Below are 19,707 nucleotides of genomic sequence, written 5' to 3' on the forward strand. Positions count from 1 at the left end.
GCGTGCCGTACTTCTGCGGTTCGGACCGCCACAGTTCGCGCGGGCCCGGACACACACCTGCGGAACCGGTCGATAGGATGGGCGGCCCGCCGCCGCACGGGGAAAGCGGCGCGCCATCGATCCCGGGGGCTGTCACCGATGAGTCCGCTGCACCTGATCATCACGGCGGTCTTCACCGTTTCCGGCGTCGGGCTGCAGATCTGGTCGTCCTCGCCCCGTCGCAGCGAGCGCCAGTACGCCCTCCAACTCCCGGTGATCCTGCTCTACTCGCTCGCGGCGGCGCTGTTCCTCTTCTCCGTCTTCCCCGACTCCCTGACCGAGGGCCGGGCGCTGGGGTTCGGGCTCGGTGGTGCCGCCGGCTTCGCCGCGTTCTTCATGCTGGCGTCCTTCGCCTGGCTGGCCAGGACGCGCCGACACGACGAAGCGGCGGCGGAGCTGAAGAAGCTCGGACGGGAGAACGCCGCGTTGCGCAGGCAACTGCTGGCCGAGCACGGCTCCGAGGACGCGCCACCCCGGGTCGCCCCGTGCACGCGGTACGAACGGCCCCTGCGGGGCGACCAGCGGCATCGCGTGGGGATGGTCACCGGGAACCTGGCCGACATCCTGGGCGCCGATGTGTGGGTGAACTCGGAGAACACGCGGATGGAGATGTCCCGCGTCGACGAGCCCACCCTGTCCGCGGCGATCCGCTACCACGGTGGTCGCCGGGACGACGCCGGTCACCTCGTCCAGGACACCATCGCCGCGGAGCTGGCCGAGCGCATGGCCGGCCGCTCCTATGTGACCGCCGGTCAGGTCCTGGTCACCGGACCGGGAGAACTGCGGGAGAGCCACCAGGTCCAGCGGATCCTGCACGTCGCCGCGGTCGAGGGAGAACCCACTTCCGGCTATCGACAGGTCATGGATCTGGAGCGGTGTGTCCGCAACATCCTCACGGAGGCCGACCGTCTCGCCGCGGAGGGCGAGGCGCTGCGCTCGGTGGTGCTGCCGCTCCTCGGGACCGGTGGGGGCAACAGCGACCTGCGCAAGACCGCGGAACGCCTGCTGTCGTCGACCGTGGTCTACTTCCGCTCCCACCCGGCATCGCGTATCCGCATCGTGTACCTGCTGGCCCACACCGACGTCCAGGCCGCCGTGTGCAGGGCCGCCCTGGAAGCGGAACAGGAACTCACGCCGCAGGACCGGTGACCTGCCTCGAACGACACGCGCCGGCCCTGGGGACAGCCGCCGGACTCCGGGATCGCTCAGCCGGTGCGGAGGATCCGGAAGCGGGTCGGCTCCGCCGGGTCGCGGTCGACGACCTGGACCGGCGGCCAGGCCCACTGCCGGACGCCGATGCCCGGCGTGCGGGAGAACCGGATCGGCCCGCGGGTGCCTTCGACCGCGACGCGCGGCCAGGAAGCGGCAGTGCGCGCCCGGTCCACGCCGTGCGAGCGCAGCACATCGGCGAGGACGGCGATCGTGTCGTAGCCCTCGAAGGCGACGAAGGAGGGCGCTTCGGCCAGCCGTTCACGCAGGGCCGCCTCGACGCGTGCGCCCAGCGGGCCGAGGCGCTCCGGCAGATAGCGCAGGAACGGGATCGCGGAGCCGTCGTCGCCCAGCGCCGTCGCCCATGAGCCGAACTCCGGCTGCCCCGCCGGAGCGCCGATCGTGACCTCGGCGAGGCGCTGGTCGCGGCGGACGGAGCGGACGATCGACACCGCCGGCTCCGGGTGCCCGACCAGCAGAAGGAGGGCGGTCGCGCCGTGCTCGACGAGCAGGTCGCCCACCGCCGCCGGGGCGAGCGCACGCAGGTCGAGCTCGATGACCCTGCCGCCGCGCGGAGCGAGGTGGTCCCGCAGGACGCGGGTCCCGGACGCCCAGTAGACACTCGGCTCGGCCGCCACGGCGATCCGGCGATGGCCCGCGCCGAGGAGGAAGTCCGCGTAGATCCGCCAGCCGTGGGACTGGGCCGGGGCCAGGCGCGCGACCCAGTCCGTCGGCTGTTCGGTGAGCGCGTCGAGCACCGCCGACGAGCAGAGGAACGGCAGCCCGAGGGCGTCGGCCCGGGCAGCCGCGGCGCGGGCGGCGACGCTGTGGTACTCCCCGGCCAAGGCGGCCACACCCAGGCCCGCCAGCTCGTCCACGGCCGCCACGGCCCGCTGCGGATCGGCCGCGGTGTCCCGGACCACCAGTTCGAGCGGCCGTCCGGCGATCCCGCCGGCGTCATTGACCTCGCGAACGGCCAGGTCGAGTCCGGCGAGCAGGTGCCGGCCCGCCTCGACCCAGCCGGGCCGGCTCAGCGGCACGAGCGCGCCGATCCGGACGGCGGACGGGTCGGCCTGCTCGGCTCCGGATGACGATGACGATGACGATGAGGGTGACGACGACGGCGGCGTATGCATGGGGTGGCGTCTCCCGAGCGTCGATTCGGTCGCGGCATGCCCGGATCGCTGAGTGATCGTCAGCGACACCGAGCGTAGCCGAGCCGCCAACGACCTTCTCCGGCAGCCTCGTTGCATCGGGCCCGCTGCAACTGTCGGCGCCGCCGTACCGTCGTACCCGCTGTGACCGAAGCATCCGCACAGCACCGTACGAGGTTGTCGCCCACTGTCTCCACGGCGTTGGGCACCGGCAGTCTGGCCCTCGCCGCCGTGGCGAGCTGGAGCAGCCTTCTGCTGGTCGTACGGGGGCGGGTGGTCCCCGGCTGGGCGGTGAGCGCGGCGCTCCTCGCCACGGCACTCCTCCTCCGCTGGACCCTCACCCGGGCGGCCCGCCCGACGGCCGCTCCGGGGCTCCGGCCGAAACGAAACGGATGGGCACAGCTCGGCATCGGTCTGCTGATCGGCACGGCAGTGCTCGGCATCGCGGCGGGAGCGCTGGACGACCTGATCTCCGACGTGCGGTACCACGTGCTGCCCCCGGAAGGGCCGGACGGCTGCACCGCCGTGGTGCGGGAGACGTCCTTCCTCATGGCCGGCAACGGCGAGGCCTACGCGGTGGGCCGCACCGGCCTGGCCCTGGGCACGGCGGGATCCTGGCGGGTCGACGACGGCGACCGACCCGTCGAAGCGGGCAGATACGAACTGGACTGGGGGCCGGACGGCGGTGTCCTCCGGGTCAACGGCACGGCCACCGATCCGGTCCTCGGCGGGGGCGCGGCCGACATCGACTGCTGACCGGCCACCGGACCGCGCCGACATCGGTCCCGCCGATATCCGCTGTACCGGGTACCCGGGGGCCGAAAGACTGTCGGGCATGGAGTTCTTCTGCTACCACCGTGACCGGCCCGGCTCACTGGCGCTGCGCCAGGAGCTGCTCGAAGACCACTGGTCCTACATGGATCGGTACGCGGCGGAGATGATCGCCCGAGGGCCGACGCTCTCCGCTGCCGACGGGGTGCCCACCGGCAGTGTGCACATCGTCGACCTGGCCACCCCGGCAGCCGCCCGTGCGTTCGCCTTCGAGGAGCCCGGCTACCAGGCCGGTGTGTACCGGGACGTACTGCTGCGGCGGTGGCACAACATGCTGGGGCGCACGATGTGGGAATTCCCCGGCGGGCTGACGGGCGGCAACCGATTCCTGGTACTCGGTCTGGGCTCGGGCGCGCCCGCCGACACCACCCCGCCCCCCGACCGGGACGAGCTGATCGCCTACGGCCCCCTGCTCTCCGACGACGGAAACACCTGGCTGGGCACGGCGGCCCTGGTACGAGCCCCGAACCCGGAAACGGCACGCGCCGTCCTGTCCCCGGACCGGTACGCGGACATCGAGATCCACCCGTGGCAGTCCGGCGGCCGGACGGGCAATTAGGACAGAGACGGGCCTATCGCGCCCCTACCGTGGCTGTCGGGCAATCGCTCACGAGCCGTGGGAGGACCGCGATGACCGATCACACCACCGCCGCGCCGCAGGGCTACACCACCGTCGCCCCCTGGGTCGTCACCGACGACACGGGGGCCTTTCTCGATTTCGTCACTCAAGCCTTCGACGGTGAGGAGCTCGCACGAGTCTCGACCGAGGACGGCCTGATCGGCCACGGTGAGATCCGAGTCGGCGACACCGTCGTGCTGGCCTTCGACCGACACCCGGACTGGCCCGCCCTGCCGAGCCTGCTCCGTGTGTTCGTCGCCGACGCGGACGCGTCGTTCGCACGAGCCGTCGCCGCCGGTGGTCAGGTCGTCACGGCTCTGGCCGACAGCGCGTTCGGACAGCGCGGAGGGCGAATCAAGGACCCGTTCGGCAACATCTGGTGGGTGGTCGGCCGCATCGAGGACGTCTCCGAGGACGAGATGTGGAAGCGGCTGCGGGACCCCGTGTACGCCGAGGCCATGCGCGTGGCCCAGGAAACACTCGACACCGAGCTCAGCGGCCGCCGCCACGGACGCAGCAGCGCGCCTACAAGACCGCCGACACTTGGCGCCGTCCGGCAAGATGGGGCGACTCAGGAGGCCTCATGAGCCCTGTTGTCATGGTGACCACGAGCGTCATGCCGGCGTGTCCGCATGCTCGACCGCGAAGGTGCACGGCGCCCAAGCCAGGGCCTGGAAGTACGTCGGCCGGCCTCGCAGCCGCCAGTGGTGGGCCGTGCCGTCGACGACGATCCGTCGTGATCCCTTGCGGACCAGTGCCATGGCTCCCCCGGACTGGATTCCGAATGGGTCGGCGAGCAGGTGCCCGAGCAGCCCGCACGGCCCATGGATCGAACTCCTAAAGCGGTGGCTCCCTGACAACCAGCGGCAGTGGCCAGCCGGCGCAGGCCACTAGTGCGCTGCCGTCCTCGGTGAGAAAGAGCAGAGTGGTCCATGTCCGATCGGCAGAGTCGATCAGCCCTGTGCGCACGGGCCGGCCATGTTCGCGGATGAGCTGCACTGCTCGTTCCAGCCCAAGAGGTTCGAGTCCGTGCATCCGCATGCGCTGAAGACGGCGCTTGAAGACTCCGGCATGCCGGCCCGCGGGTTGTGCCCGATCTGCCACCCAGTAGGTGGCGCCGCTGCGGAGGGTGGCCAGAGCTTTCACGGACGCCTCGTCATCACCGGCCAACTGCGATTCCAGCACATGCCGTTCCATGGTCACCCCCGTTTGGATCTTGCGGTACGGCAGCCAGGTACCGCGACCCCAAGTTGCTTCGGGACGAAGCAGTCTTTGACCAGCGGACGTGACCGCGTCGTCGGGCCCCGGGACCCCGTCGCACGATGCCGGGGCTCCGCGGTATGCGCCGTTCATTGATCATTGATCGGCGATCATGTCATCCACCCGCTCACCCTCCGCTTGGGACGGTTCGGTCCTGGGGACATCGGGGTGCTGCTCCATGGCCGCACGCTCGGCTGGTTCGTCGCGCTCGCCCTCGGCCTGGGAGGGAGTGTGGGAGTACAGCCAGCGGTCGTAATCTGAGGCTCCGGTTTTCATTGCGGCCTCCATTGGTAGCTCTTCTCTCATGCTCCTCCCGGGGCCGCATCAGAGCGAGACCGGCCAGCACTTCGTGACTGGGATGCGTCCATCGCCCAGCAGCCCCGCGCAGTCACGCCGTTTCGTCCCCCCTGGCCTCTCGGCTCGTACCCTGACCTCATGCGAAACGAGAGGCACGACGAACGGCTGTCGGACGACGAGTTGGAGCTGTTCCTCCAATACCTCCACAGGTTCGTGAATCATGACCTTGATCTCTTCGCCCTCATGCAGGTGGGAGACCCTGAGCATCCCGCCTACGTGTCCTTCAGCAGGACGCCGGAAGCGGGCGTCGATCCCTCGGCCTACCGGCGGCCGTAGATCGGGGAAGCCGGGAAGCCGTCAGCGTTGTAGAACGGCTCCCGGACGTGTCGAATGCGTGTCGAAGGGGCGGCTTCCCAGGTCAGTGGCCAGTGCGCGGCGGACACGGCAGGCGCCTTCTAAGCGCTTGGCCGCAGGTTCGAGTTCTGCCGGAGACACGCCACTCAGGCGCCTGCGGGCGTCACCGCCACCGCCGCCGGATGGATGCCGTCCACGGTGAGATCCATGAGGGTCGCCCGTGGGTGGTCGGCGAGCAGATCCGGCCATGCGAGCACCGCCGGGGCGGCGCCGGGCTCGGACACCTCCAGTTCCCGCAGTGGGGCGCCCAGGCCCACGCCAAGCGCCTTGAGCACCGCTTCCTTCCGCGTCCAGATCCGCAGGAAGGCGGGCTTACGCTCGACCGGGGGCAGGGAGTACAGGGCGGCCGACTCACGGGCGGAGAGAGCCGTACGGGCCGCGGCGTCGACGTCGAGGGCGGTGTGGGCCTCCTCGACGTCCAGGCCCACCTCCGCGCCCCGGCACACGGCCACACCGACGACGTCGCCGCTGTGGGTGACCGAGAAGTCGTACCCGGCGGAGACCGCCAGCCGGGGCTTGCCGTGCGGTCCGCCGCAGGTCGGGCAGACCCGCCGCAGGGGTACGTCCCCGGGGGGTACGCCGAGCAGCTCGCCCAGGAGCCGGCGGCTCAGGGCGCAGCCGACGAGGAACCGGTTCCGGGCGGCGGGGTCCACCGTCGCCGCGTAGCGGGCGCGCTCCACGGGGGCGAGTGTTTCCAGCAGCCCCTCGTGGGCGTCGGCCGAGCGCGCCCACGAGACCTGCACGGAATGCACGACGGAGACCGGGGAGAGTGCGGAAGGAACTAGTGCACGGCGCGCAGCATGCGCGTCACGTTGATCTTCGTCGGCGAAAGGCCGAGCTCCACGCTCTGCATCATCCGTTCGCCGTTCAGCCGGCCGTACGCGAGCAGGTCGACGTTCGCCAGGCTGAATTCGGGCCAGGTGTGAATGCTCAGATGCGAGGCGGAAAGCAGGAGAATGGCGGTCACGGCGCCGTTCGGGAAAACGTGCGACGCCTCACCGAGTACCGTGGCGTTTCCCTTTTCGGCGGCCGTGCGCAGCACCTGGAGGAGGCGCTCCTCGTCGGTCAGGATGCTGTGGTCGCTCACCCATACGTCGACGGCATAAGAGCACAGATCGTCGACGTTTATACCCTCGGTGGCGAGGTCGGTGGAGTTGGTCATGGGGAACCGGGGGTGAGGAACCGCTGCCCCCGTCTCCTTTCAGATAGATCAGCGCTGGTCCGCGCGGCTGAAGAGGAAGGTCGCGAGGCCGGTGACTGGCGCTCGGTCGGGCCAAGCCTAGCATCCGGGGCGCTATGGGGCTCGCGAGCACGTCCCGTCAAGGGGGCGCGAAGACCGGGGGCATATTCGACCGGAAACACTGCCGGGACGATGTCGGGACGATACCGGGAAGCGATGTGGTGAATTCCGGTAAACCTTTCCGCCCAGGGGTGTGGAATGCCGTCCGCCGGAACAGTGCGGGATCGTCGCCGGAATTCCTCTTGCCCATTCGCATTCCCGGCCGTCGTACCGAGTCCGATCGGGGCGCCTACCAGCCCGTATACTCGATACCCCCGGAATCCATCAGCTTCCCTGGAGCAGCATTGTGACGAACGCGCGTCGGCACCCCCGGAGTACCACCGCCGATCAACTGCTCACGGAAGTCGCGGACGCCGTCCGGCTTCAGGAGGGCCCGCCCGGAGTGCGGTCCGTGCTGCGTGCGCTGCGCCGTCTGGCCCCCGCCTCCACCAAGGACCTCAGCCGTGCCACCGGTCTGCCGGTGCCGATCGTGGCCGCCCTGGGGAACGAGCTGCGGCGCCGCGGTCTCGTCACCAAGGAGCGCCCGTCCCGGCTGACCGAGGCCGGTGCGGACCTCGTCGCCGAGCTCGGCATGGACCTCACCATGGACGCCACCTGCCGCACCTGCGACGGCCGTGAGCTGGTGATCCCCGAGGTGCTGGACGAGGCCGTACGACGGCTGCGGGCGCTCATGGAGTCCGGTCCCGCCGCCGACATGGCGATCGACCAGTCGCACTGCACGGCCGAGACCAAGGTGCGCCGGGTGCTGGCGCTGCTGACGGCGGGCGCCCTGCCGGGCGGCTCGCTGCTGCTCATCGGCGACGACGACCTGGTGTCGCTGGCCGTGGCCGTCGTGGGCGACGTGCTGGGCGGGCCGATCGTCGAGCGGGTGACCGTGGTCGACATCTCCGCCGAGATCCTCGACTACATCCAGAAGGTGGCGGGGGGGCTGGGCACCCGTGTCGAGACGGTGCAGCACGATCTGCGCCAGCCGCTGCCCGAGCAGCTGCACGGGCGGCACGACGTCGCGATGACCGACCCGCCGTACACCCCCGAGGGCGCGCGCCTCTTCCTGTCCCGCGCCGTGGAGGGGCTGCGGCCCGGTCCCGCGCACAGCATCTTCTTCTCCTTCGGCGGCAAGAGCCCGGACGAGATGCTCGAGGTCCAGCGGGAGATCATGGGCCTGGGCCTGGTCACCAACGGCTACATCCGCAACTTCAACGAGTACGAGGGCAGCGGCATCCTCGGCGGGGTCGGCTTCTTCCAGCAGCTCCTCACCACCACCTCCACCGCCTCCCGCCAGGGCGACTACGGCGGCCCCCTGTACACGGGCGACAAGCGGACCCGGCAGCGCGAGTACGAGTGCGTGGCCTGTGGCCACAAGGTGCGCGTCGGCCCCGGCGCCCGCTGGGCCGCGGTCGCGGCCCTGCGCGCCGAGGGCTGCCCGAACTGCGGGAAGGGGCCGTTCCGGCCGGGACGGCTGGTCTCGGAGGCCCCGCCGACGGAACCCACCGACACCGCCGGCCCTGCCAACCCCCTCACCCCCGCCAGCCCCTCCGCCCCCGCCGGTACCGCCAGCGCCCCCGCCCCCGTCGGCACCGCCACCCCCATCACCCCCGCCACCCCCGCCACCCCCGCTAGCCCCTCGAGCCCCATCACCCCCTCGAGCCCCTCCACCCGCACCATCGGCTGGCACCCCCCGGCCCCCGAGGACCGTGCCGCCCTTCAGAAGCGCGCGTACCCCTATCTCACCCGGCAGGCCGACGAGCGCGATCTTCCGGCGATCGGGGCGTTCGAGGCCGAGATCGCCCGGGTCTCCTTCGGCGAGGACGCCATCGACGACCCGGTCCGCTGGGCGGCCCGCCTCGGCAAGGCGATGGAGAAGTCGAAGGAGGGCATGATCGTCGCCGGGCGTCCGGGCGAGGACCCCGTCGGCTGGTGCTGGGTGAGCATCAACCAGAACGCGATGACCGGCGACCGCTACGCCAACTTCCGCTCCCTGGCGGTCTCCCCGGTGGACAACCGCAGCGACGTCGCCGAACTCCTCCTCACCGCGGGCCTGGAGTTCTGCCTGGCGGGCGGGATCACCGAGGTCACCGGCCGGGTCCATGTCGGCAACGTCCCGATGCGCACGGTCTACCGCAAGTTCGGCTTCGACCCCACCAGCCTCTCGATGAAGCTGTTCCTGCCCCGGGGTGAACGATGACCGCCGTCGACGCCGACCACGTCAAGTGCGTCGTCTGGGACCTCGACGGCACCCTCTGGGACGACATCGCCGTCGAGTCCCCCACCGACGAACCACCCGTCCCCCGCCCCGAGATGCTGGCCGCGATCGACGCGCTCGCGGCCCGCGGGGTGCTCAGCAGCATCGCGAGCCGCAGCGCGCCCGCCGTGCTCGACCGGCTCGCGGCCGGCCTGCCGGAGGTGCGCGAGCGGTTCCTCGCCCCGCAGGTGTCCTGGCAGGACAAGAGCGAGTCGCTGCGCAGGATCGCCGAGAACCTCGGGATCGCCGTGGACGCCCTCGTCCTGGTCGACGACTCGCCCTACGAGCGCGCCGAGGTCGAGGCCCTGCTGCCCGCCGTACGGACCCTCGCGCCCGAGGACGTGCCCGCGCTGCTGGCCGCGTTCGAGGGCCGGGAGGTCACCCCCGAGTCACGCGCCCGGGTCGACCGCTACCGCACCGAGGAGGCCCGCCGGGCCGAGGGCGAACGCTTCCGGGGCAGCCGGGAGGAGTTCCTGAGCTGGTGCGCCATGCGGCTCACGGTCGGCGCGGCCGCGCCGGAGGAGATCCCGCGCGCCCTGGAGCTCGCCGCCCGCACCCACCGGCTGAACTCCTCCGGCCTCACCCCCGGCCGGCTGCGCGAGCTGGCCGCCTCGGAGGGGCACGAGCTGTACACGGCACGGATGACGGACCGTTTCGGCGCGTACGGCATCATCGGCGCCGCACTCGTGGACCGCACCGGCACCGGCACGAGCACCAGCACGGGCACGGGCACGGGCCCCAGCACCAGCACAGGCACCGGCCCCAGCACCGCCCCCGCCACCTGGTCCGTCCCGCTGCTCGCCCTCTCCTGTCGGGTCGCCGGGCGGGGCGCGGCGGCGGCCTTCCTGTTCTGGCTGATGGAACGGGCCCGGCGGGCCGGCGCCGAGGAGTTCCGGGTGACCCTGCGCCCGACGGACGCCAACCTGGAGATGCGGATCCTGCTGCGCCAGGCGGGCCTGCGCCGGATGGACGACACCGAGGGCGCGACGGCCGACTCCGCCGTCCTCGGCCGCCCGCTGCACGGCGATCTCCCGCAGCCGCCCCCCTATCTGCACGTATCCGACCGAGAGGACGCCCAGGCGTGACGGACATCCAGGACCCCGCCGGCGTGGAGCGGGAACTGCGCTCGATGATCGCCGGGGCCGCCCGGCTGGACCCGGAATGGGTGGGCGGACTCCCCGCGGACACCGAGCTGTTCGGCCCGCAGATCGCGCTCACCTCGCTGGCCGGGGTGACCCTGCTGGGCGCGATCGACGCCCGGTTCGGCGTGGACGTCGCCGCGCTGGACCTGAGCCTGGACAGCCTGCAGTCCATCGCCACGCTCGCCGGCTTCGTGGCGACACACCTCCGGTCCGCCTAGGCACCCGTCTGTACGTCTCTCCTGTTCAAAAAGGGTGATCCGGACCGACGCGCCGTGACCCGGCCGGGGTGGCCGCGTTGAACGGCGTGTGCGACGGCGTTCCCTGCTGTCGCGCGAACCGAGTCACTTAAGGAGAACGTGATGTCTCGCATCGCGAAGGTGGCGGCCGTTGCCCTGGGCACCGGCGCCGCGGTGGTCAGTGGGGCCGGCCTGGCCATGGCGGACGCGGGTGCGCAGGGTGCGGCCGTTGGCTCGCCGGGTGTCCTGTCGGGCAACGTCGTCCAGGTTCCGGTCCACGTCCCGGTCAACCTCTGCGGCAACACCGTCAACGTCATCGCCCTGCTGAACCCGGCCTTCGGCAACACCTGCGCCAACGTCAGCGGCCACGACAAGGGCGGCAAGGAGCACGGCGGCGACTACGGTCACGACCGCCACGGCAGCAGCTCCAGCAACGGCGGCGGCAAGCACGGCGGCGCCGGCTACGGCGACTGACGCACGCGTCCCCCACGCATCGGCAGAGCCCCGGCACCTCGAGCGCCGGGGCTCTCGCGCGTCCACGCGCCCTCCGCCTGTGGGTCTAACGCCTACAGGCCTACAGGCCTACAGACCTACGCGTACCGGTAGATCCCGGACACGTCCTCCAGCTGATCCGGGGTCACATTCCACGGCGGCAGCTTCTGCTTGCGGGCGACGACCCGGCGGTACTGCCGGCTCGCCGGCCCGGGCGGTTCGGCGGGCAGATAGCGGTGGCTGCCGTGCCGGGCCTGCCAGCGGGTCCACACCAGGTCGATGAAGGCGTGGTGGAGCCAGAACACGGGGTCGTTGACGGACGCGCCGCCCAGCATCTCCCCGCCGACCCACCGGTGCACCCGGTTGTGGTTGCGCCAGGCGGCGCTGCCCCGGCCGGTGCCCCAGCCCTCCAGCTTGTTGCGGAACCCCTCGGTGACCGTGGAGTCCCAGGGCGCGGTGTCGTAGACGGGGTCCTTCAGGGCCCACTCCAGTTCGGCCGGGGTGGGCAGCTCGATGGGGTTCGCGGCGCGGCCGAGGTCGCGGGTGAGGAACTCGCCGTCGGTGATGTTCTCCTTGAGGGTCCAGTTGCCGGTGGCGTAGGCGAACGGCCCGGTGGTGACCTGACGGTCGGAGGAACGTCCGTTGCCACCGAGGAGGTCCGCGGTCCAGGGCGCGGCGGTCGCGGTGCGGTCGCGCGTCCAGTCCCAGTACGGCACGGTCACCGAGGAGTCGACCCGGCGCAGCGCCTTCTCCAGCTCCAGCAGGAAGCGCCGGTGCCAGGCCAGGAAGGAGGGCGCCATGTGGGCCGTACGCAGGCCGCCCTCGCCGTCGGAGACGTAGTAGTCGATGTGCATCCGTACGAACTCGTCGTACTCGCCCCGCCGTTTGACCTCCAGCATCGCCTTCACGAACCGCTGGCGCTCGCCGACGGTCAGTGTGCTGACGTCCTTACGCGTATAGACCATGGCGTCCCCCCATGTCGTGCAGGCGGCCGCCGTCCGCCGGGTCGTCGCTCTCGCGCAGCATCTCGCCCGGTCCGAGCTCGTCCACGGCGGCGCGGGCGGCCTCCAGCGGGGTGCGGTACGAGCGGTAGTGGTCGACCATGCTCAGCCAGGTGCCGTCGGCCCGGCGCATCAGGTGCAGCGGGCGGCCGTCGACGGTGACCTCCCACTGGGCGCCGTCGGCGGCCGAGCGGCCGAGCGGGGTGAGGACGCCCTGGATACGGCGGCCGCGGTACATCTCGTCGAAGCCGGTGCCGGCCGTGTCGCCGGTGTCGCCGGTGCCGTCCAGCGGGTCGGGGGGCCAGGAGGCGGCGACGACCGGGACGAGCGCGAGGCCGGCGGCGACGCCGAGCAGCCCGCGCAGCAGCTCCCGCCGGGTACCGGCTCTCGTCGGCCCGGGCTGCCTCGTGGGTACGGGTACTCCGTCGGCGTTGACGACCATGGGGTGCTCCTCCTCGTGTGCGGTTGTCCGTAGCGGTAACCGCCCGGCGGCCCCCCGGGTCACCACGAAGCACACGGACGGGCCCGGACGGGAGACCGTCCGGGCCCGTTTTCACGGTGCCGTCGTCCGCGCGGGTGCTAGAGGCCCTGCCCCAGGCCGAGGTTCGCGGCCGGTACGGCCTGCAGGACGGGGGTGAGCACGCCCGCCTGGGGCAGCTTCGGGTCGGGCAGGCCGAAGTTGTCGGGGTTCGGCGGGGTGAGCGGGGCGTCCAGGGCCAGGCCGGGGCCGAGGGTGCGCAGGTCGGTGGCGGGGACGTCGAGGCCGAGGTGGTCGAAGCCGTTTCCGAGGATCTGCGGCAGGGGCGCCCGGACGCCGGCGCCGGGCAGACCGGCGCCGACGGGGAGCTGCGGGACGGCCCGCTCGGGGATCAGCCGGCCCTCGACATAGCGCGGTCCCTCGGGCGAGCCCGGCGCCGGCAGCGGGATCTCGCCGCCGATCTCGGGCAGTTCCATGCCGAGGGAGTTCTCCAGGCCGTTCAGCGGGACGGGGACGGGGACCGTGCCGATCGCCGCGGCGGGGGTCGCGGCGGCGGCTCCGGCCGCGGCGGCCACACACGTCAGTACGGCGGCGAGGGTTCCTCGGGTGGTCGGCTTCATCTCGGGTACGGGCCCTTTCGTCAAGTTCTGGGGGCTGTGCGTCCGTAGCGGGTAACGAGCCGGAAATCGCCTTCAGCGCACAATTCCCCCGGTTGCCGCAGTACTGCCACGACCACATCGTCAGCTCGTCCAGAAATCCCACCAGCGGGTCAGGATCAGCATTCCGACGATGCCGAGATGCAGCAGCGGCAGGACCCAGGTGAATTCCGCGAAGAAGGTGCGCAGGGCCGGTGGCGCCGGCAGGAATTCCCGGCGTACGTCGAGGGAGACGACGTACCAGAACAGCACGATCGTGGCGATCCAGGCCAGGCAGCACCACAGGCACAGCGCGTTGATCCGGTACAGGGACTCGAACTGCAGCCAGGACACGAACCCGACGCCGAAGAGGCAGCCGGCGGTGAAGGTGAGCCAGTACCAGCGGGGGAAGGCCGCGCCGGCCAGCAGGCTCATGCCGACGCACACGACGATGCCGTAGGCCACCAGGCCCAGCATCGGGTTGGGGAACCCGAACGCCGAGGCCTGGTCGCTCTTCATGACGCTGCCGCAGGACACCACCGGGTTCAGGCTGCAGCCCGGGGTGAAGCCGGGGTCCTCCAGCAGCTTGAACTTGTCGAGGGTGATGACCCAGGAGGCCAGCAGCCCGGCCGCGCCGCACAGGACGAGCAGCACGGCGTAGGCGCGGCCGGCGCCCGTCGCACCCGCCGTCCCGCTGTGCTCGGCCGGGGCCACCGGGGGTCAGCCGCGCAGGCTGCGGGCGGGCAGCACGATGTGGGCCGCCGCGGTGAGGGTCTCCTCGGCGCCCGCGAACGCGGCCAGCGCCTCGGGCTCGACGGCCTTGCCGGGGACGCCCTCGGGCCACGGGCGGGTGGTGAAGACGAGGTAGGCGTAGCCGCGGGCCTCGACGGCGTCGAGCCACTCGGGCGGGGGCACGCACTGGGCGTTGAGCATCGGCATGTTCAGGACGGCCGCGCCGGCCATGACGAGCAGGGTGACCGGCAGGCTGGGCCGTTCGGTGCCGTCGACGAGGTCGCCGCCGACGGGCAGGCCGTTGTCGGCGAGCAGACGCTCGATGGCGACGGCGGTGGTCTCGGCGCCGCCGTCCGCCGCGTCGCCGAGGGAGTAGGCGAGCAGGTACGGCATGTCGCTGCCGTCGGGGCCCTCGCCGCTCCACGGCATCACGACGAGGGTGCCCAGGTCGGCCACGCTGAAGGGGCGGGTTGTGCTTGGGGTTGAGGTCACCGCGCGACCTTATAAGCGCCGCGGCGGGCGGACGGGGGTGTTCTCACCCGACCGGGGGACGCCCGGGTGGTGCTCCACACGAACGAGGGACGCCGGTCCCGCCCGTACGGGACCGGCCCTGCGGACGGGGTGCGTCAGCCGTTCAGGGGGAGCCCGCCGAGAAGCTGGGTGTGCTGGTTGAGGGCGCTCGCCGCGCCGTTGACCGTGTTCAGGAGGGAGCCCTTGTTCTCGGTGTCGAGCGCGTTCGACTGCTGCTGGAGCGGCATCACGTCCCGGGCGGTGAGATCGCCCTTGGTGAGGGTGTTCACGCCGCCGTCGAGGCTGGTGGGCGTGAGGTCCGCGGTGTCGTGGGCGAACGCGGGTGCGGCGGCGCCGGCGAGGACGACGGACCCCGCGACGACGACTGCGGCCTTGAGGGACTTCATCGGGTTCCTTTCGAGATTGCTGACGTCGAACGGCCGCTCTCCCGGAGGGGAGGGCGGCCGTTCGACGAGGACGTGACGTCAGTCGTTGACGCAGGTGTTCCCGAAGGCCGGGTTCAGCAGACCGACGATGTTGACCGTGTTGCCGCAGACGTTGACCGGGATGTGGACCGGAACCTGGACGACGTTGCCCGAGAGCACGCCCGGGGAGTGCTCGGCGACACCGTGCGCACCGCTGTCGGCGGTGGCGATGCCGGAGGCGCCGGCGACGGCCGCAGCGGCAACGGAGGTCAGGACCAGGCCCTTCGCGATACGCGACATGGAGAAGTGCTCCTTGGGGTTTTGACACCAATCACCCGGGCGGGGATGCCCGGCGCTGTGTCAACGCGCTGCGCCGCCCGGGGTTGTGCCGCCAAAGGAGTGAACTGATTCGCTCATATGGCCGACCGTCACCCGGCCGCACCCCTCCCGTCCCGCCGTCCGGCCGACCGGTCTACCCATCCGACGATGTGTTGAACACGGTGATCAGCGGGCCGGGGCGGCTCCGGCGGCGCACATCCCGGCGCACGCCCACGCCGTGGGCCGTTGCGGTGACGTGTTCGATCTCGGCGCGGGTTGCGACCCGGTGGTGACCAGCGGACGTTCAGGCTCGTTTTCCACCGGGACGCGACGTGGACCGGGGGCGCTCTTCGCGGCCACCGGGACACGGACGAAGACGTCGGCGCGTTCCCGCCCGTCCCGAGCGCCACCATGAGCGAGGAAACCGCGCGATGCACCAGCCAGAACCCGACGTCGGAACCCGGGTCCTGCATCTCACCCAGCCCGTGGACGGCGGCGTCGCCCGCGTCGTCACCGACCTGGCGCGGGCCCAGCTCGCGGCCGGGCTGCACGTCACCGTGGCCTGCCCCGACAGCGCCCTCGCCGACGGCCTGCGCGCACTGGGCGCCCGGGTGCGGCGCTGGGAGGCGACCCGGTCCCCCGGGCCGTCGCTGCCGGGTGAGGTACGCCGGCTCGTACGCCTGCTCGACCAGGCACGCCCCGCACTGGTGCACGCCCACAGTGCGAAGGCGGGGCTGGCCGGCCGGCTCGCCGTGCGGGGGCGGATCCCGACCGTGTTCCAGCCGCACGCCTGGTCGTTCGAGGCGGTCGGCGGGACCACCGCCGCGCTCGCCCTCGGCTGGGAGCGGTTCGGGGCCCGCTGGGCCGGCCGGCTGGTGTGCGTGAGCGAGGCGGAGCGCGCGACCGGGCTCGGCGCCGGGATCACCGGCCGGTGGAGCGTCGTCCCCAACGGCGTCGACACCGAGCGGTTCCGTCCCGGTGCCGCCGACGCCGTACGCGCCGCCCTGCTGCCGGATGTCGACCCGGCCGCGCCGCTCGCGGTGTGCGTCGGACGGCTGTGCCGGCAGAAGGGGCAGGACGTGCTGCTCGAGGCCTGGGCGGACGTCGTGCGGAAGGTCCCCGGGGCGCGGCTGGTGCTCGTCGGGGACGGGCCGGACGGGGAGCGGCTGCGGGCCGGGGCGCCGGAGTCGGTGCTGTTCGCGGGTGCCGTCGACGACACCGTCCCCTGGTACCGGGCCGCCGACCTGGTGGTGCTGCCCTCCCGCTGGGAGGGCATGGCGCTCGCCCCGCTGGAGGCGCTGGCCTGCGGACGGCCGGTGGTGGTGACCGAGACGGACGGCGCCCGGGAGAGCCTGCCGGCCGCGCTCGTCCCCCGCTGTCTGGTGCCCGTCGACGATCCGGCGGGGCTGTCCCGGGCCGTCGCCGCCCTGCTGTCCGACGCGCCGCTGCGGACCTCGCTCGGTGAGCAGGGGCGCCGTCACGTCCTGTCCACGCACGATGTGCGGCGTACGGCAGCCGCGGTCGCGGACGTGTACCGCGACCTGCTGCGCCCGAGGCCCGCGCCGCAGGTCGTGCCCACCGAGTCCAGGGAGTCCATCCACCCGTGACCGCGGAAAGCACTGCGCAATCGACCGTCACCCCGTCCGGCGTCCAGGGCGGCTATCCGCCCCTGTCGGTCATCCCCCGCCCGGAGAGCACCGGCGCGGGCCTCCGGTTCCCCGCCCGGCGTCCGCCGGTCCGCGCCGCCGCGCCCCCGCTGCTGCTGCTCGCCGACGGCCTGGCCGCGCTGGCGGGCGGGGCGGTGCTGCTCGGGGTGGGCCACCACCGGGCCCTGATGGCCGTGCTGGCGGCGCTGGCCTTAGCGGTGCGGCCCCGATGGCGGCCACCCGTGAGAGGGGTGCTGGACGAACTGCCCACCGTCTGCGGCCGGATCGCGGTGGTCTGGCTGGCGCTCGGGGCGCTCGCCGCGGCCTGGCAGCCGGCGCACGCGCTCAGCGCGCACACCCTGGCCACCGGCTTCGCCGCGCAGGCCCTGGCCGCCTGCGCCGGGCGGGCGCTCGTCCATCTGCGCCGCCGCCGGGCGATGGTCCGGCATCCGCGCGCCGCGCTCGTCATCGGGCCCGCCGCGACCGCCCAGCGGGTGGCCGCCGCGCTGCTGCGCCACCCGCGCTGCGGGGTGCGGCCGGTGGGCGTGGTCGCGGAGCGGGCCGACGGCGCCGACGGGCTGCCGGTGCTGACCACCGGCCAGGAGGTGCAGCGGGCCCTCATCCAGAACGGTGTCCGGGACGTCCTGTGCGTCCACCCCGGCGTCCGCTCCAAGCAGGGGCCGCTGCTGCGGGCGCTGTCCGCTTCCGGGTGCACGGTGTGGGAGGTCGACGCCGACTCGCCCTCGTACACCCGCCGGGAGCAGCTCGCCGGGTTCGACTGCCGTCGGCTGGACCTGGGGTCGGGGCAGCGGGGCAGCCTCGGCAAGCGGCTCCTCGACATCTCCGTCTCGGGGGCGCTGCTGCTGCTGATCAGCCCACTGCTGCTGGTGTGCGCGGCGGTGCTGCGGTGCACCGACGGGCCGGGGGTCGTCTTCCGTCAGGAGCGCATCGGCAAGGACGGGCTTCCGTTCACGCTGCTGAAGTTCCGCACCCACCGGCCGGTCGACGAGCACGAGTCCGCCACCCGCTGGAGCGTGGCCGGCGAGGTGCGGATGAACCCGTTCTGCCGGTTCCTGCGCAAGAGTTCGCTGGACGAGCTGCTCCAGTTGTGGAACGTGCTGCGGGGCGACATGAGCCTGGTCGGGCCGCGTCCCGAACGGCCCTTCTTCGTAGGCCAGTTCAGCCAGACCTACCCGGGTTACGCGGCCCGTCACCGGATGCGGGTCGGCATCACCGGGCTCGCCCAGGTGTACGGGCTGCGCGGCGACACCTCGATCGAGGACCGGGCCCGGTTCGACAACGCGTACATCGACAACTGGTCGCTGTGGCAGGACGTGTGCATCCTGATGCGCACCGCGGCCGCCCTCGTGCGACCGACGGGGAGCTGAGCCCGCCCATGACGTACGTGCTGCCCCTGCCGGGCGCCGCCCGGTCCCTGTCGCCGGTGCTGCCGGTCGTCGCCGTGATCGCCCTGCTGGCCCTGCCCGTCCCGCCCGGCGGTGAGGGCGGCGCCGGGCCGGCGGACGCGGTCTCCGCGCTCGCTGTGCTGTTCTGCCTGGTCCTGCTGGTACGGCAGCGGCGGCGCCCCCTGTCCCGTACGGCCGCCGTGGTGCTGGGGCTGCCGGTGGCGGGGCTCGCGCTCGCCGCGACGGGGGCGTCCTCGCCGGGTGAGGGGCTGACCGGCCTCGGCCGCTATCTGCAGGTGTTCGTGCTGGTCCCGGCGGCGGTGCTGCTGCTCGTCCGGGACCGGCGGGATCTACGGGTGCTGGCCTGGTCGTTCGTCGCGCTGGCGGGCTGGCAGGGCGCGGTGGGCGTCCATCAGTTCGTCACCGGGACCGGTGCCTCGTACCAGGGCGCGATGATCCGCGCGGTCGGCACCTTCGGGCCGCAGGACGTGATGGGCATGGCGACGGTGGTGTCCTTCGGGCTGGTCTGCGCGGTGGGGCTGGCGCTGGGCCGGACCTCGGCACGGCAGCGGACGGTCGCCGCGCTCGCCGCGTTCGCGCTCTGCGTCCCGCTCGCGCTGTCCTTCAGCCGGGGCGCCTGGATCGCGACCGCGGTGACCTGCTCGGCGCAGCTGGTGCTGGCCGGGCCGCTGCGGGCGCTGAAGGCGGTCGCGGTGGGCGTCGCGGCGGGGGTGGTGCTGGTCGGCGGGTTCGGGGTGGGCTCGGCGATGCTCCAGGAGCGGGTCGGCAGCATCACGCAGGTCACGGACGCCCCGGACCAGTCGGTCACCGACCGGTACACGATGTGGGCGGCGGCGGTCGGCATGTGGCGCGAGCATCCACTGACCGGCGTCGGGCTCAAGGGCTTCCCCGAGCACCGCGACGCGCACGCCTCGCTCGCGCTGTCCTCCGGCAGCGACACGGACGGGGCGGGCTCCGGCTTCGTACGGCAGCCGCTGCTGTCCCCGCACAACATGTATCTGCTGATCCTCAGCGAGCAGGGCCTGATCGGGCTGCTGGCCCTCGCCGGGAGCTGGCTGGCGCTGCTGGCCCTCGCCCTGCGCGGCCTGCTCCGCGCCCGCCGCTCCGGCCCCGGCCTGGACTGCGCCCTCGCCGCCTGCGGACTACTGATCTGGCAGCTGGTCGACTTCGTGTACGCCGACATCGGCGGCCCGTCGACCGTCCTGACCGCGGTGGTCCTCGGGCTGGTGGCGTGGTGGGCGCTGGTGGGCGGGGAGGGGCGCGCGTGAAGGTCGTGCCTTCCCGGGCGTCGCGGCGGATG

25 protein-coding genes and 1 tRNA gene are annotated in these 19,707 nt (G+C 72.6%); 13 read left to right on the forward strand and 13 right to left on the reverse strand.

What is annotated here, in order from left to right; translation table 11 throughout:
* The first annotated feature begins 138 nt into the window (after nucleotides 1-138).
* Nucleotides 139-1,188: a macro domain-containing protein gene (locus ABZ464_RS16815; protein WP_359277046.1), complete on the forward strand. Its 1,050-nt coding sequence runs from the start codon at nucleotides 139-141 to the stop codon at nucleotides 1,186-1,188.
* A 56-nt stretch (nucleotides 1,189-1,244) separates the two neighbouring features.
* Here ABZ464_RS16815 and ABZ464_RS16820 read toward each other — a convergent pair whose 3' ends face one another.
* Nucleotides 1,245-2,384 carry an ABC transporter substrate-binding protein gene (locus ABZ464_RS16820; protein WP_359277049.1) on the reverse strand — a complete coding sequence of 380 codons (1,140 nt, stop codon included), beginning with the start codon at nucleotides 2,382-2,384 and terminating at the stop codon, nucleotides 1,245-1,247.
* Nucleotides 2,385-2,579: 195 nt separating this feature from the next.
* Between ABZ464_RS16820 and ABZ464_RS16825 the strand changes: the two genes are divergently transcribed.
* The 3 genes from ABZ464_RS16825 to ABZ464_RS16835 all read left to right on the forward strand — a co-directional run bounded on the left by ABZ464_RS16825 (nucleotide 2,580) and on the right by ABZ464_RS16835 (nucleotide 4,439).
* Nucleotides 2,580-3,158 (forward strand): hypothetical protein, encoded by a 579-nt coding sequence (locus ABZ464_RS16825; RefSeq protein ID WP_359277051.1) that lies wholly within the window; start codon nucleotides 2,580-2,582, stop codon nucleotides 3,156-3,158.
* A 79-nt stretch (nucleotides 3,159-3,237) separates the two neighbouring features.
* Nucleotides 3,238-3,792, forward strand: a complete 555-nt coding sequence (locus ABZ464_RS16830) for a YciI family protein (RefSeq protein ID WP_359277054.1) — start codon at nucleotides 3,238-3,240, stop codon at nucleotides 3,790-3,792.
* 71 nt (nucleotides 3,793-3,863) lie between these two features.
* Nucleotides 3,864-4,439, forward strand: coding sequence for a VOC family protein (locus tag ABZ464_RS16835; protein WP_359277057.1), 576 nt, complete (start codon nucleotides 3,864-3,866; stop codon nucleotides 4,437-4,439).
* Nucleotides 4,440-4,466: 27 nt separating this feature from the next.
* Here the strand turns inward: ABZ464_RS16835 and ABZ464_RS16840 are convergent, their stop codons facing one another.
* The 3 genes from ABZ464_RS16840 to ABZ464_RS16850 all read right to left on the reverse strand — a co-directional run bounded on the left by ABZ464_RS16840 (nucleotide 4,467) and on the right by ABZ464_RS16850 (nucleotide 5,388).
* A complete protein-coding gene (locus ABZ464_RS16840; RefSeq protein ID WP_359277059.1) occupies nucleotides 4,467-4,613 on the reverse strand; it encodes a hypothetical protein in 147 nt (48 codons plus the stop codon).
* Nucleotides 4,614-4,689: 76 nt separating this feature from the next.
* Complete coding sequence (locus ABZ464_RS16845; protein WP_359277410.1) at nucleotides 4,690-5,049, reverse strand: hypothetical protein; 360 nt, start codon at nucleotides 5,047-5,049, stop codon at nucleotides 4,690-4,692.
* 159 nt (nucleotides 5,050-5,208) lie between these two features.
* Nucleotides 5,209-5,388 carry a hypothetical protein gene (locus ABZ464_RS16850; protein WP_359277062.1) on the reverse strand — a complete coding sequence of 60 codons (180 nt, stop codon included), beginning with the start codon at nucleotides 5,386-5,388 and terminating at the stop codon, nucleotides 5,209-5,211.
* Nucleotides 5,389-5,547: 159 nt separating this feature from the next.
* On the opposite strand from ABZ464_RS16850, the gene ABZ464_RS16855 reads away from it, so the two are divergent.
* The gene (locus ABZ464_RS16855; RefSeq protein ID WP_359277064.1) at nucleotides 5,548-5,745 is read left to right on the forward strand and encodes a hypothetical protein; all 198 of its coding nucleotides are present in this window, start codon (nucleotides 5,548-5,550) and stop codon (nucleotides 5,743-5,745) included.
* Nucleotides 5,746-5,826: 81 nt separating this feature from the next.
* Nucleotides 5,827-5,903: transfer RNA gene (locus ABZ464_RS16860), tRNA-Arg, on the forward strand.
* A gap of 6 nt (nucleotides 5,904-5,909) precedes the next feature.
* Here the strand turns inward: ABZ464_RS16860 and ABZ464_RS16865 are convergent.
* Together ABZ464_RS16865 and ABZ464_RS16870 are read right to left on the reverse strand one after the other, a co-directional pair.
* On the reverse strand, nucleotides 5,910-6,575 hold the full coding sequence (locus ABZ464_RS16865; protein WP_359277067.1) for a 4'-phosphopantetheinyl transferase superfamily protein: 666 nt from the start codon (nucleotides 6,573-6,575) through the stop codon (nucleotides 5,910-5,912).
* A 29-nt stretch (nucleotides 6,576-6,604) separates the two neighbouring features.
* Nucleotides 6,605-6,985, reverse strand: coding sequence for an S-adenosylmethionine decarboxylase (locus ABZ464_RS16870; RefSeq protein ID WP_055639048.1), 381 nt, complete (start codon nucleotides 6,983-6,985; stop codon nucleotides 6,605-6,607).
* A gap of 424 nt (nucleotides 6,986-7,409) precedes the next feature.
* Between ABZ464_RS16870 and ABZ464_RS16875 the strand changes: the two genes are divergently transcribed.
* The 4 genes from ABZ464_RS16875 to ABZ464_RS16890 all read left to right on the forward strand — a co-directional run bounded on the left by ABZ464_RS16875 (nucleotide 7,410) and on the right by ABZ464_RS16890 (nucleotide 11,217).
* Nucleotides 7,410-9,308 carry a GNAT family N-acetyltransferase gene (locus tag ABZ464_RS16875; protein ID WP_359277070.1) on the forward strand — a complete coding sequence of 633 codons (1,899 nt, stop codon included), beginning with the start codon at nucleotides 7,410-7,412 and terminating at the stop codon, nucleotides 9,306-9,308.
* Complete coding sequence (locus ABZ464_RS16880) at nucleotides 9,305-10,450, forward strand: HAD-IIIC family phosphatase (RefSeq protein WP_359277073.1); 1,146 nt, start codon at nucleotides 9,305-9,307, stop codon at nucleotides 10,448-10,450. Before ABZ464_RS16875 ends, ABZ464_RS16880 begins: the two co-directional genes overlap by 4 nt.
* Nucleotides 10,447-10,725, forward strand: coding sequence for a phosphopantetheine-binding protein (locus ABZ464_RS16885; protein ID WP_359277076.1), 279 nt, complete (start codon nucleotides 10,447-10,449; stop codon nucleotides 10,723-10,725). The genes ABZ464_RS16880 and ABZ464_RS16885 overlap by 4 nt, the downstream gene beginning before the upstream one ends.
* 141 nt (nucleotides 10,726-10,866) lie before the next feature.
* Complete coding sequence (locus tag ABZ464_RS16890; RefSeq protein WP_359277079.1) at nucleotides 10,867-11,217, forward strand: chaplin; 351 nt, start codon at nucleotides 10,867-10,869, stop codon at nucleotides 11,215-11,217.
* A gap of 116 nt (nucleotides 11,218-11,333) precedes the next feature.
* On the opposite strand, the gene ABZ464_RS16895 is transcribed toward ABZ464_RS16890, so the two are convergent.
* The 7 genes from ABZ464_RS16895 to ABZ464_RS16925 form a co-directional block, all read right to left on the reverse strand.
* Nucleotides 11,334-12,200 (reverse strand): tyrosinase family protein, encoded by an 867-nt coding sequence (locus ABZ464_RS16895; protein ID WP_359277082.1) that lies wholly within the window; start codon nucleotides 12,198-12,200, stop codon nucleotides 11,334-11,336.
* On the reverse strand, nucleotides 12,184-12,678 hold the full coding sequence (locus ABZ464_RS16900; protein WP_359277084.1) for a tyrosinase cofactor: 495 nt from the start codon (nucleotides 12,676-12,678) through the stop codon (nucleotides 12,184-12,186). The genes ABZ464_RS16895 and ABZ464_RS16900 overlap by 17 nt, the downstream gene beginning before the upstream one ends.
* A 137-nt stretch (nucleotides 12,679-12,815) precedes the next feature.
* Nucleotides 12,816-13,334 carry a hypothetical protein gene (locus ABZ464_RS16905; RefSeq protein WP_359277087.1) on the reverse strand — a complete coding sequence of 173 codons (519 nt, stop codon included), beginning with the start codon at nucleotides 13,332-13,334 and terminating at the stop codon, nucleotides 12,816-12,818.
* A 120-nt stretch (nucleotides 13,335-13,454) separates the two neighbouring features.
* Nucleotides 13,455-14,063 carry a vitamin K epoxide reductase family protein gene (locus tag ABZ464_RS16910; protein ID WP_359277090.1) on the reverse strand — a complete coding sequence of 203 codons (609 nt, stop codon included), beginning with the start codon at nucleotides 14,061-14,063 and terminating at the stop codon, nucleotides 13,455-13,457.
* A 6-nt stretch (nucleotides 14,064-14,069) separates the two neighbouring features.
* Nucleotides 14,070-14,573 carry a DUF5949 family protein gene (locus ABZ464_RS16915; protein WP_359277093.1) on the reverse strand — a complete coding sequence of 168 codons (504 nt, stop codon included), beginning with the start codon at nucleotides 14,571-14,573 and terminating at the stop codon, nucleotides 14,070-14,072.
* A 134-nt stretch (nucleotides 14,574-14,707) separates the two neighbouring features.
* Nucleotides 14,708-14,998 (reverse strand): hypothetical protein, encoded by a 291-nt coding sequence (locus ABZ464_RS16920; RefSeq protein ID WP_359277096.1) that lies wholly within the window; start codon nucleotides 14,996-14,998, stop codon nucleotides 14,708-14,710.
* A 78-nt stretch (nucleotides 14,999-15,076) separates the two neighbouring features.
* Nucleotides 15,077-15,316 (reverse strand): chaplin, encoded by a 240-nt coding sequence (locus tag ABZ464_RS16925; RefSeq protein WP_359277099.1) that lies wholly within the window; start codon nucleotides 15,314-15,316, stop codon nucleotides 15,077-15,079.
* Nucleotides 15,317-15,765: 449 nt separating this feature from the next.
* On the opposite strand from ABZ464_RS16925, the gene ABZ464_RS16930 reads away from it, so the two are divergent.
* The 3 genes from ABZ464_RS16930 (at nucleotide 15,766) to ABZ464_RS16940 (ending at nucleotide 19,675) form a co-directional block, all read left to right on the forward strand.
* Nucleotides 15,766-16,941, forward strand: coding sequence for a glycosyltransferase (locus tag ABZ464_RS16930; RefSeq protein ID WP_359277102.1), 1,176 nt, complete (start codon nucleotides 15,766-15,768; stop codon nucleotides 16,939-16,941).
* A gap of 62 nt (nucleotides 16,942-17,003) precedes the next feature.
* Nucleotides 17,004-18,368: an exopolysaccharide biosynthesis polyprenyl glycosylphosphotransferase gene (locus tag ABZ464_RS16935; protein ID WP_359277412.1), complete on the forward strand. Its 1,365-nt coding sequence runs from the start codon at nucleotides 17,004-17,006 to the stop codon at nucleotides 18,366-18,368.
* 8 nt (nucleotides 18,369-18,376) lie between these two features.
* Entirely contained in the window at nucleotides 18,377-19,675 is a 1,299-nt protein-coding gene (locus tag ABZ464_RS16940; protein WP_359277105.1) for an O-antigen ligase family protein, read from the forward strand.
* Nucleotides 19,676-19,707 lie beyond the last annotated feature (32 nt).

This window comes from Streptomyces sp. NPDC005820, assembly GCF_040630255.1.
Taxonomy (GTDB): Bacteria; Actinomycetota; Actinomycetes; order Streptomycetales; family Streptomycetaceae; genus Streptomyces.

What these genes read in the sequence shown, in the direction of transcription:
- ABZ464_RS16845 (WP_359277410.1), bottom strand. Translation starts at nt 5,049, where the DNA reads ATGGAACGGCATGTGCTGGAATCGCAGTTGGCCGGTGATGACGAGGCG.
- ABZ464_RS16890 (WP_359277079.1), top strand. Translation starts at nt 10,867, where the DNA reads ATGTCTCGCATCGCGAAGGTGGCGGCCGTTGCCCTGGGCACCGGCGCC.
- ABZ464_RS16920 (WP_359277096.1), bottom strand. Translation starts at nt 14,998, where the DNA reads ATGAAGTCCCTCAAGGCCGCAGTCGTCGTCGCGGGGTCCGTCGTCCTC.
- ABZ464_RS16815 (WP_359277046.1), top strand. Translation starts at nt 139, where the DNA reads ATGAGTCCGCTGCACCTGATCATCACGGCGGTCTTCACCGTTTCCGGC.
- ABZ464_RS16895 (WP_359277082.1), bottom strand. Translation starts at nt 12,200, where the DNA reads ATGGTCTATACGCGTAAGGACGTCAGCACACTGACCGTCGGCGAGCGC.
- ABZ464_RS16930 (WP_359277102.1), top strand. Translation starts at nt 15,766, where the DNA reads ATGCACCAGCCAGAACCCGACGTCGGAACCCGGGTCCTGCATCTCACC.
- ABZ464_RS16835 (WP_359277057.1), top strand. Translation starts at nt 3,864, where the DNA reads ATGACCGATCACACCACCGCCGCGCCGCAGGGCTACACCACCGTCGCC.
- ABZ464_RS16850 (WP_359277062.1), bottom strand. Translation starts at nt 5,388, where the DNA reads ATGAAAACCGGAGCCTCAGATTACGACCGCTGGCTGTACTCCCACACT.
- ABZ464_RS16900 (WP_359277084.1), bottom strand. Translation starts at nt 12,678, where the DNA reads ATGGTCGTCAACGCCGACGGAGTACCCGTACCCACGAGGCAGCCCGGG.
- ABZ464_RS16855 (WP_359277064.1), top strand. Translation starts at nt 5,548, where the DNA reads ATGCGAAACGAGAGGCACGACGAACGGCTGTCGGACGACGAGTTGGAG.
- ABZ464_RS16925 (WP_359277099.1), bottom strand. Translation starts at nt 15,316, where the DNA reads ATGTCGCGTATCGCGAAGGGCCTGGTCCTGACCTCCGTTGCCGCTGCG.
- ABZ464_RS16830 (WP_359277054.1), top strand. Translation starts at nt 3,238, where the DNA reads ATGGAGTTCTTCTGCTACCACCGTGACCGGCCCGGCTCACTGGCGCTG.
- ABZ464_RS16870 (WP_055639048.1), bottom strand. Translation starts at nt 6,985, where the DNA reads ATGACCAACTCCACCGACCTCGCCACCGAGGGTATAAACGTCGACGAT.
- ABZ464_RS16880 (WP_359277073.1), top strand. Translation starts at nt 9,305, where the DNA reads ATGACCGCCGTCGACGCCGACCACGTCAAGTGCGTCGTCTGGGACCTC.
- ABZ464_RS16840 (WP_359277059.1), bottom strand. Translation starts at nt 4,613, where the DNA reads ATGGCACTGGTCCGCAAGGGATCACGACGGATCGTCGTCGACGGCACG.
- ABZ464_RS16820 (WP_359277049.1), bottom strand. Translation starts at nt 2,384, where the DNA reads ATGCATACGCCGCCGTCGTCGTCACCCTCATCGTCATCGTCATCGTCA.
- ABZ464_RS16940 (WP_359277105.1), top strand. Translation starts at nt 18,377, where the DNA reads ATGACGTACGTGCTGCCCCTGCCGGGCGCCGCCCGGTCCCTGTCGCCG.
- ABZ464_RS16905 (WP_359277087.1), bottom strand. Translation starts at nt 13,334, where the DNA reads ATGAAGCCGACCACCCGAGGAACCCTCGCCGCCGTACTGACGTGTGTG.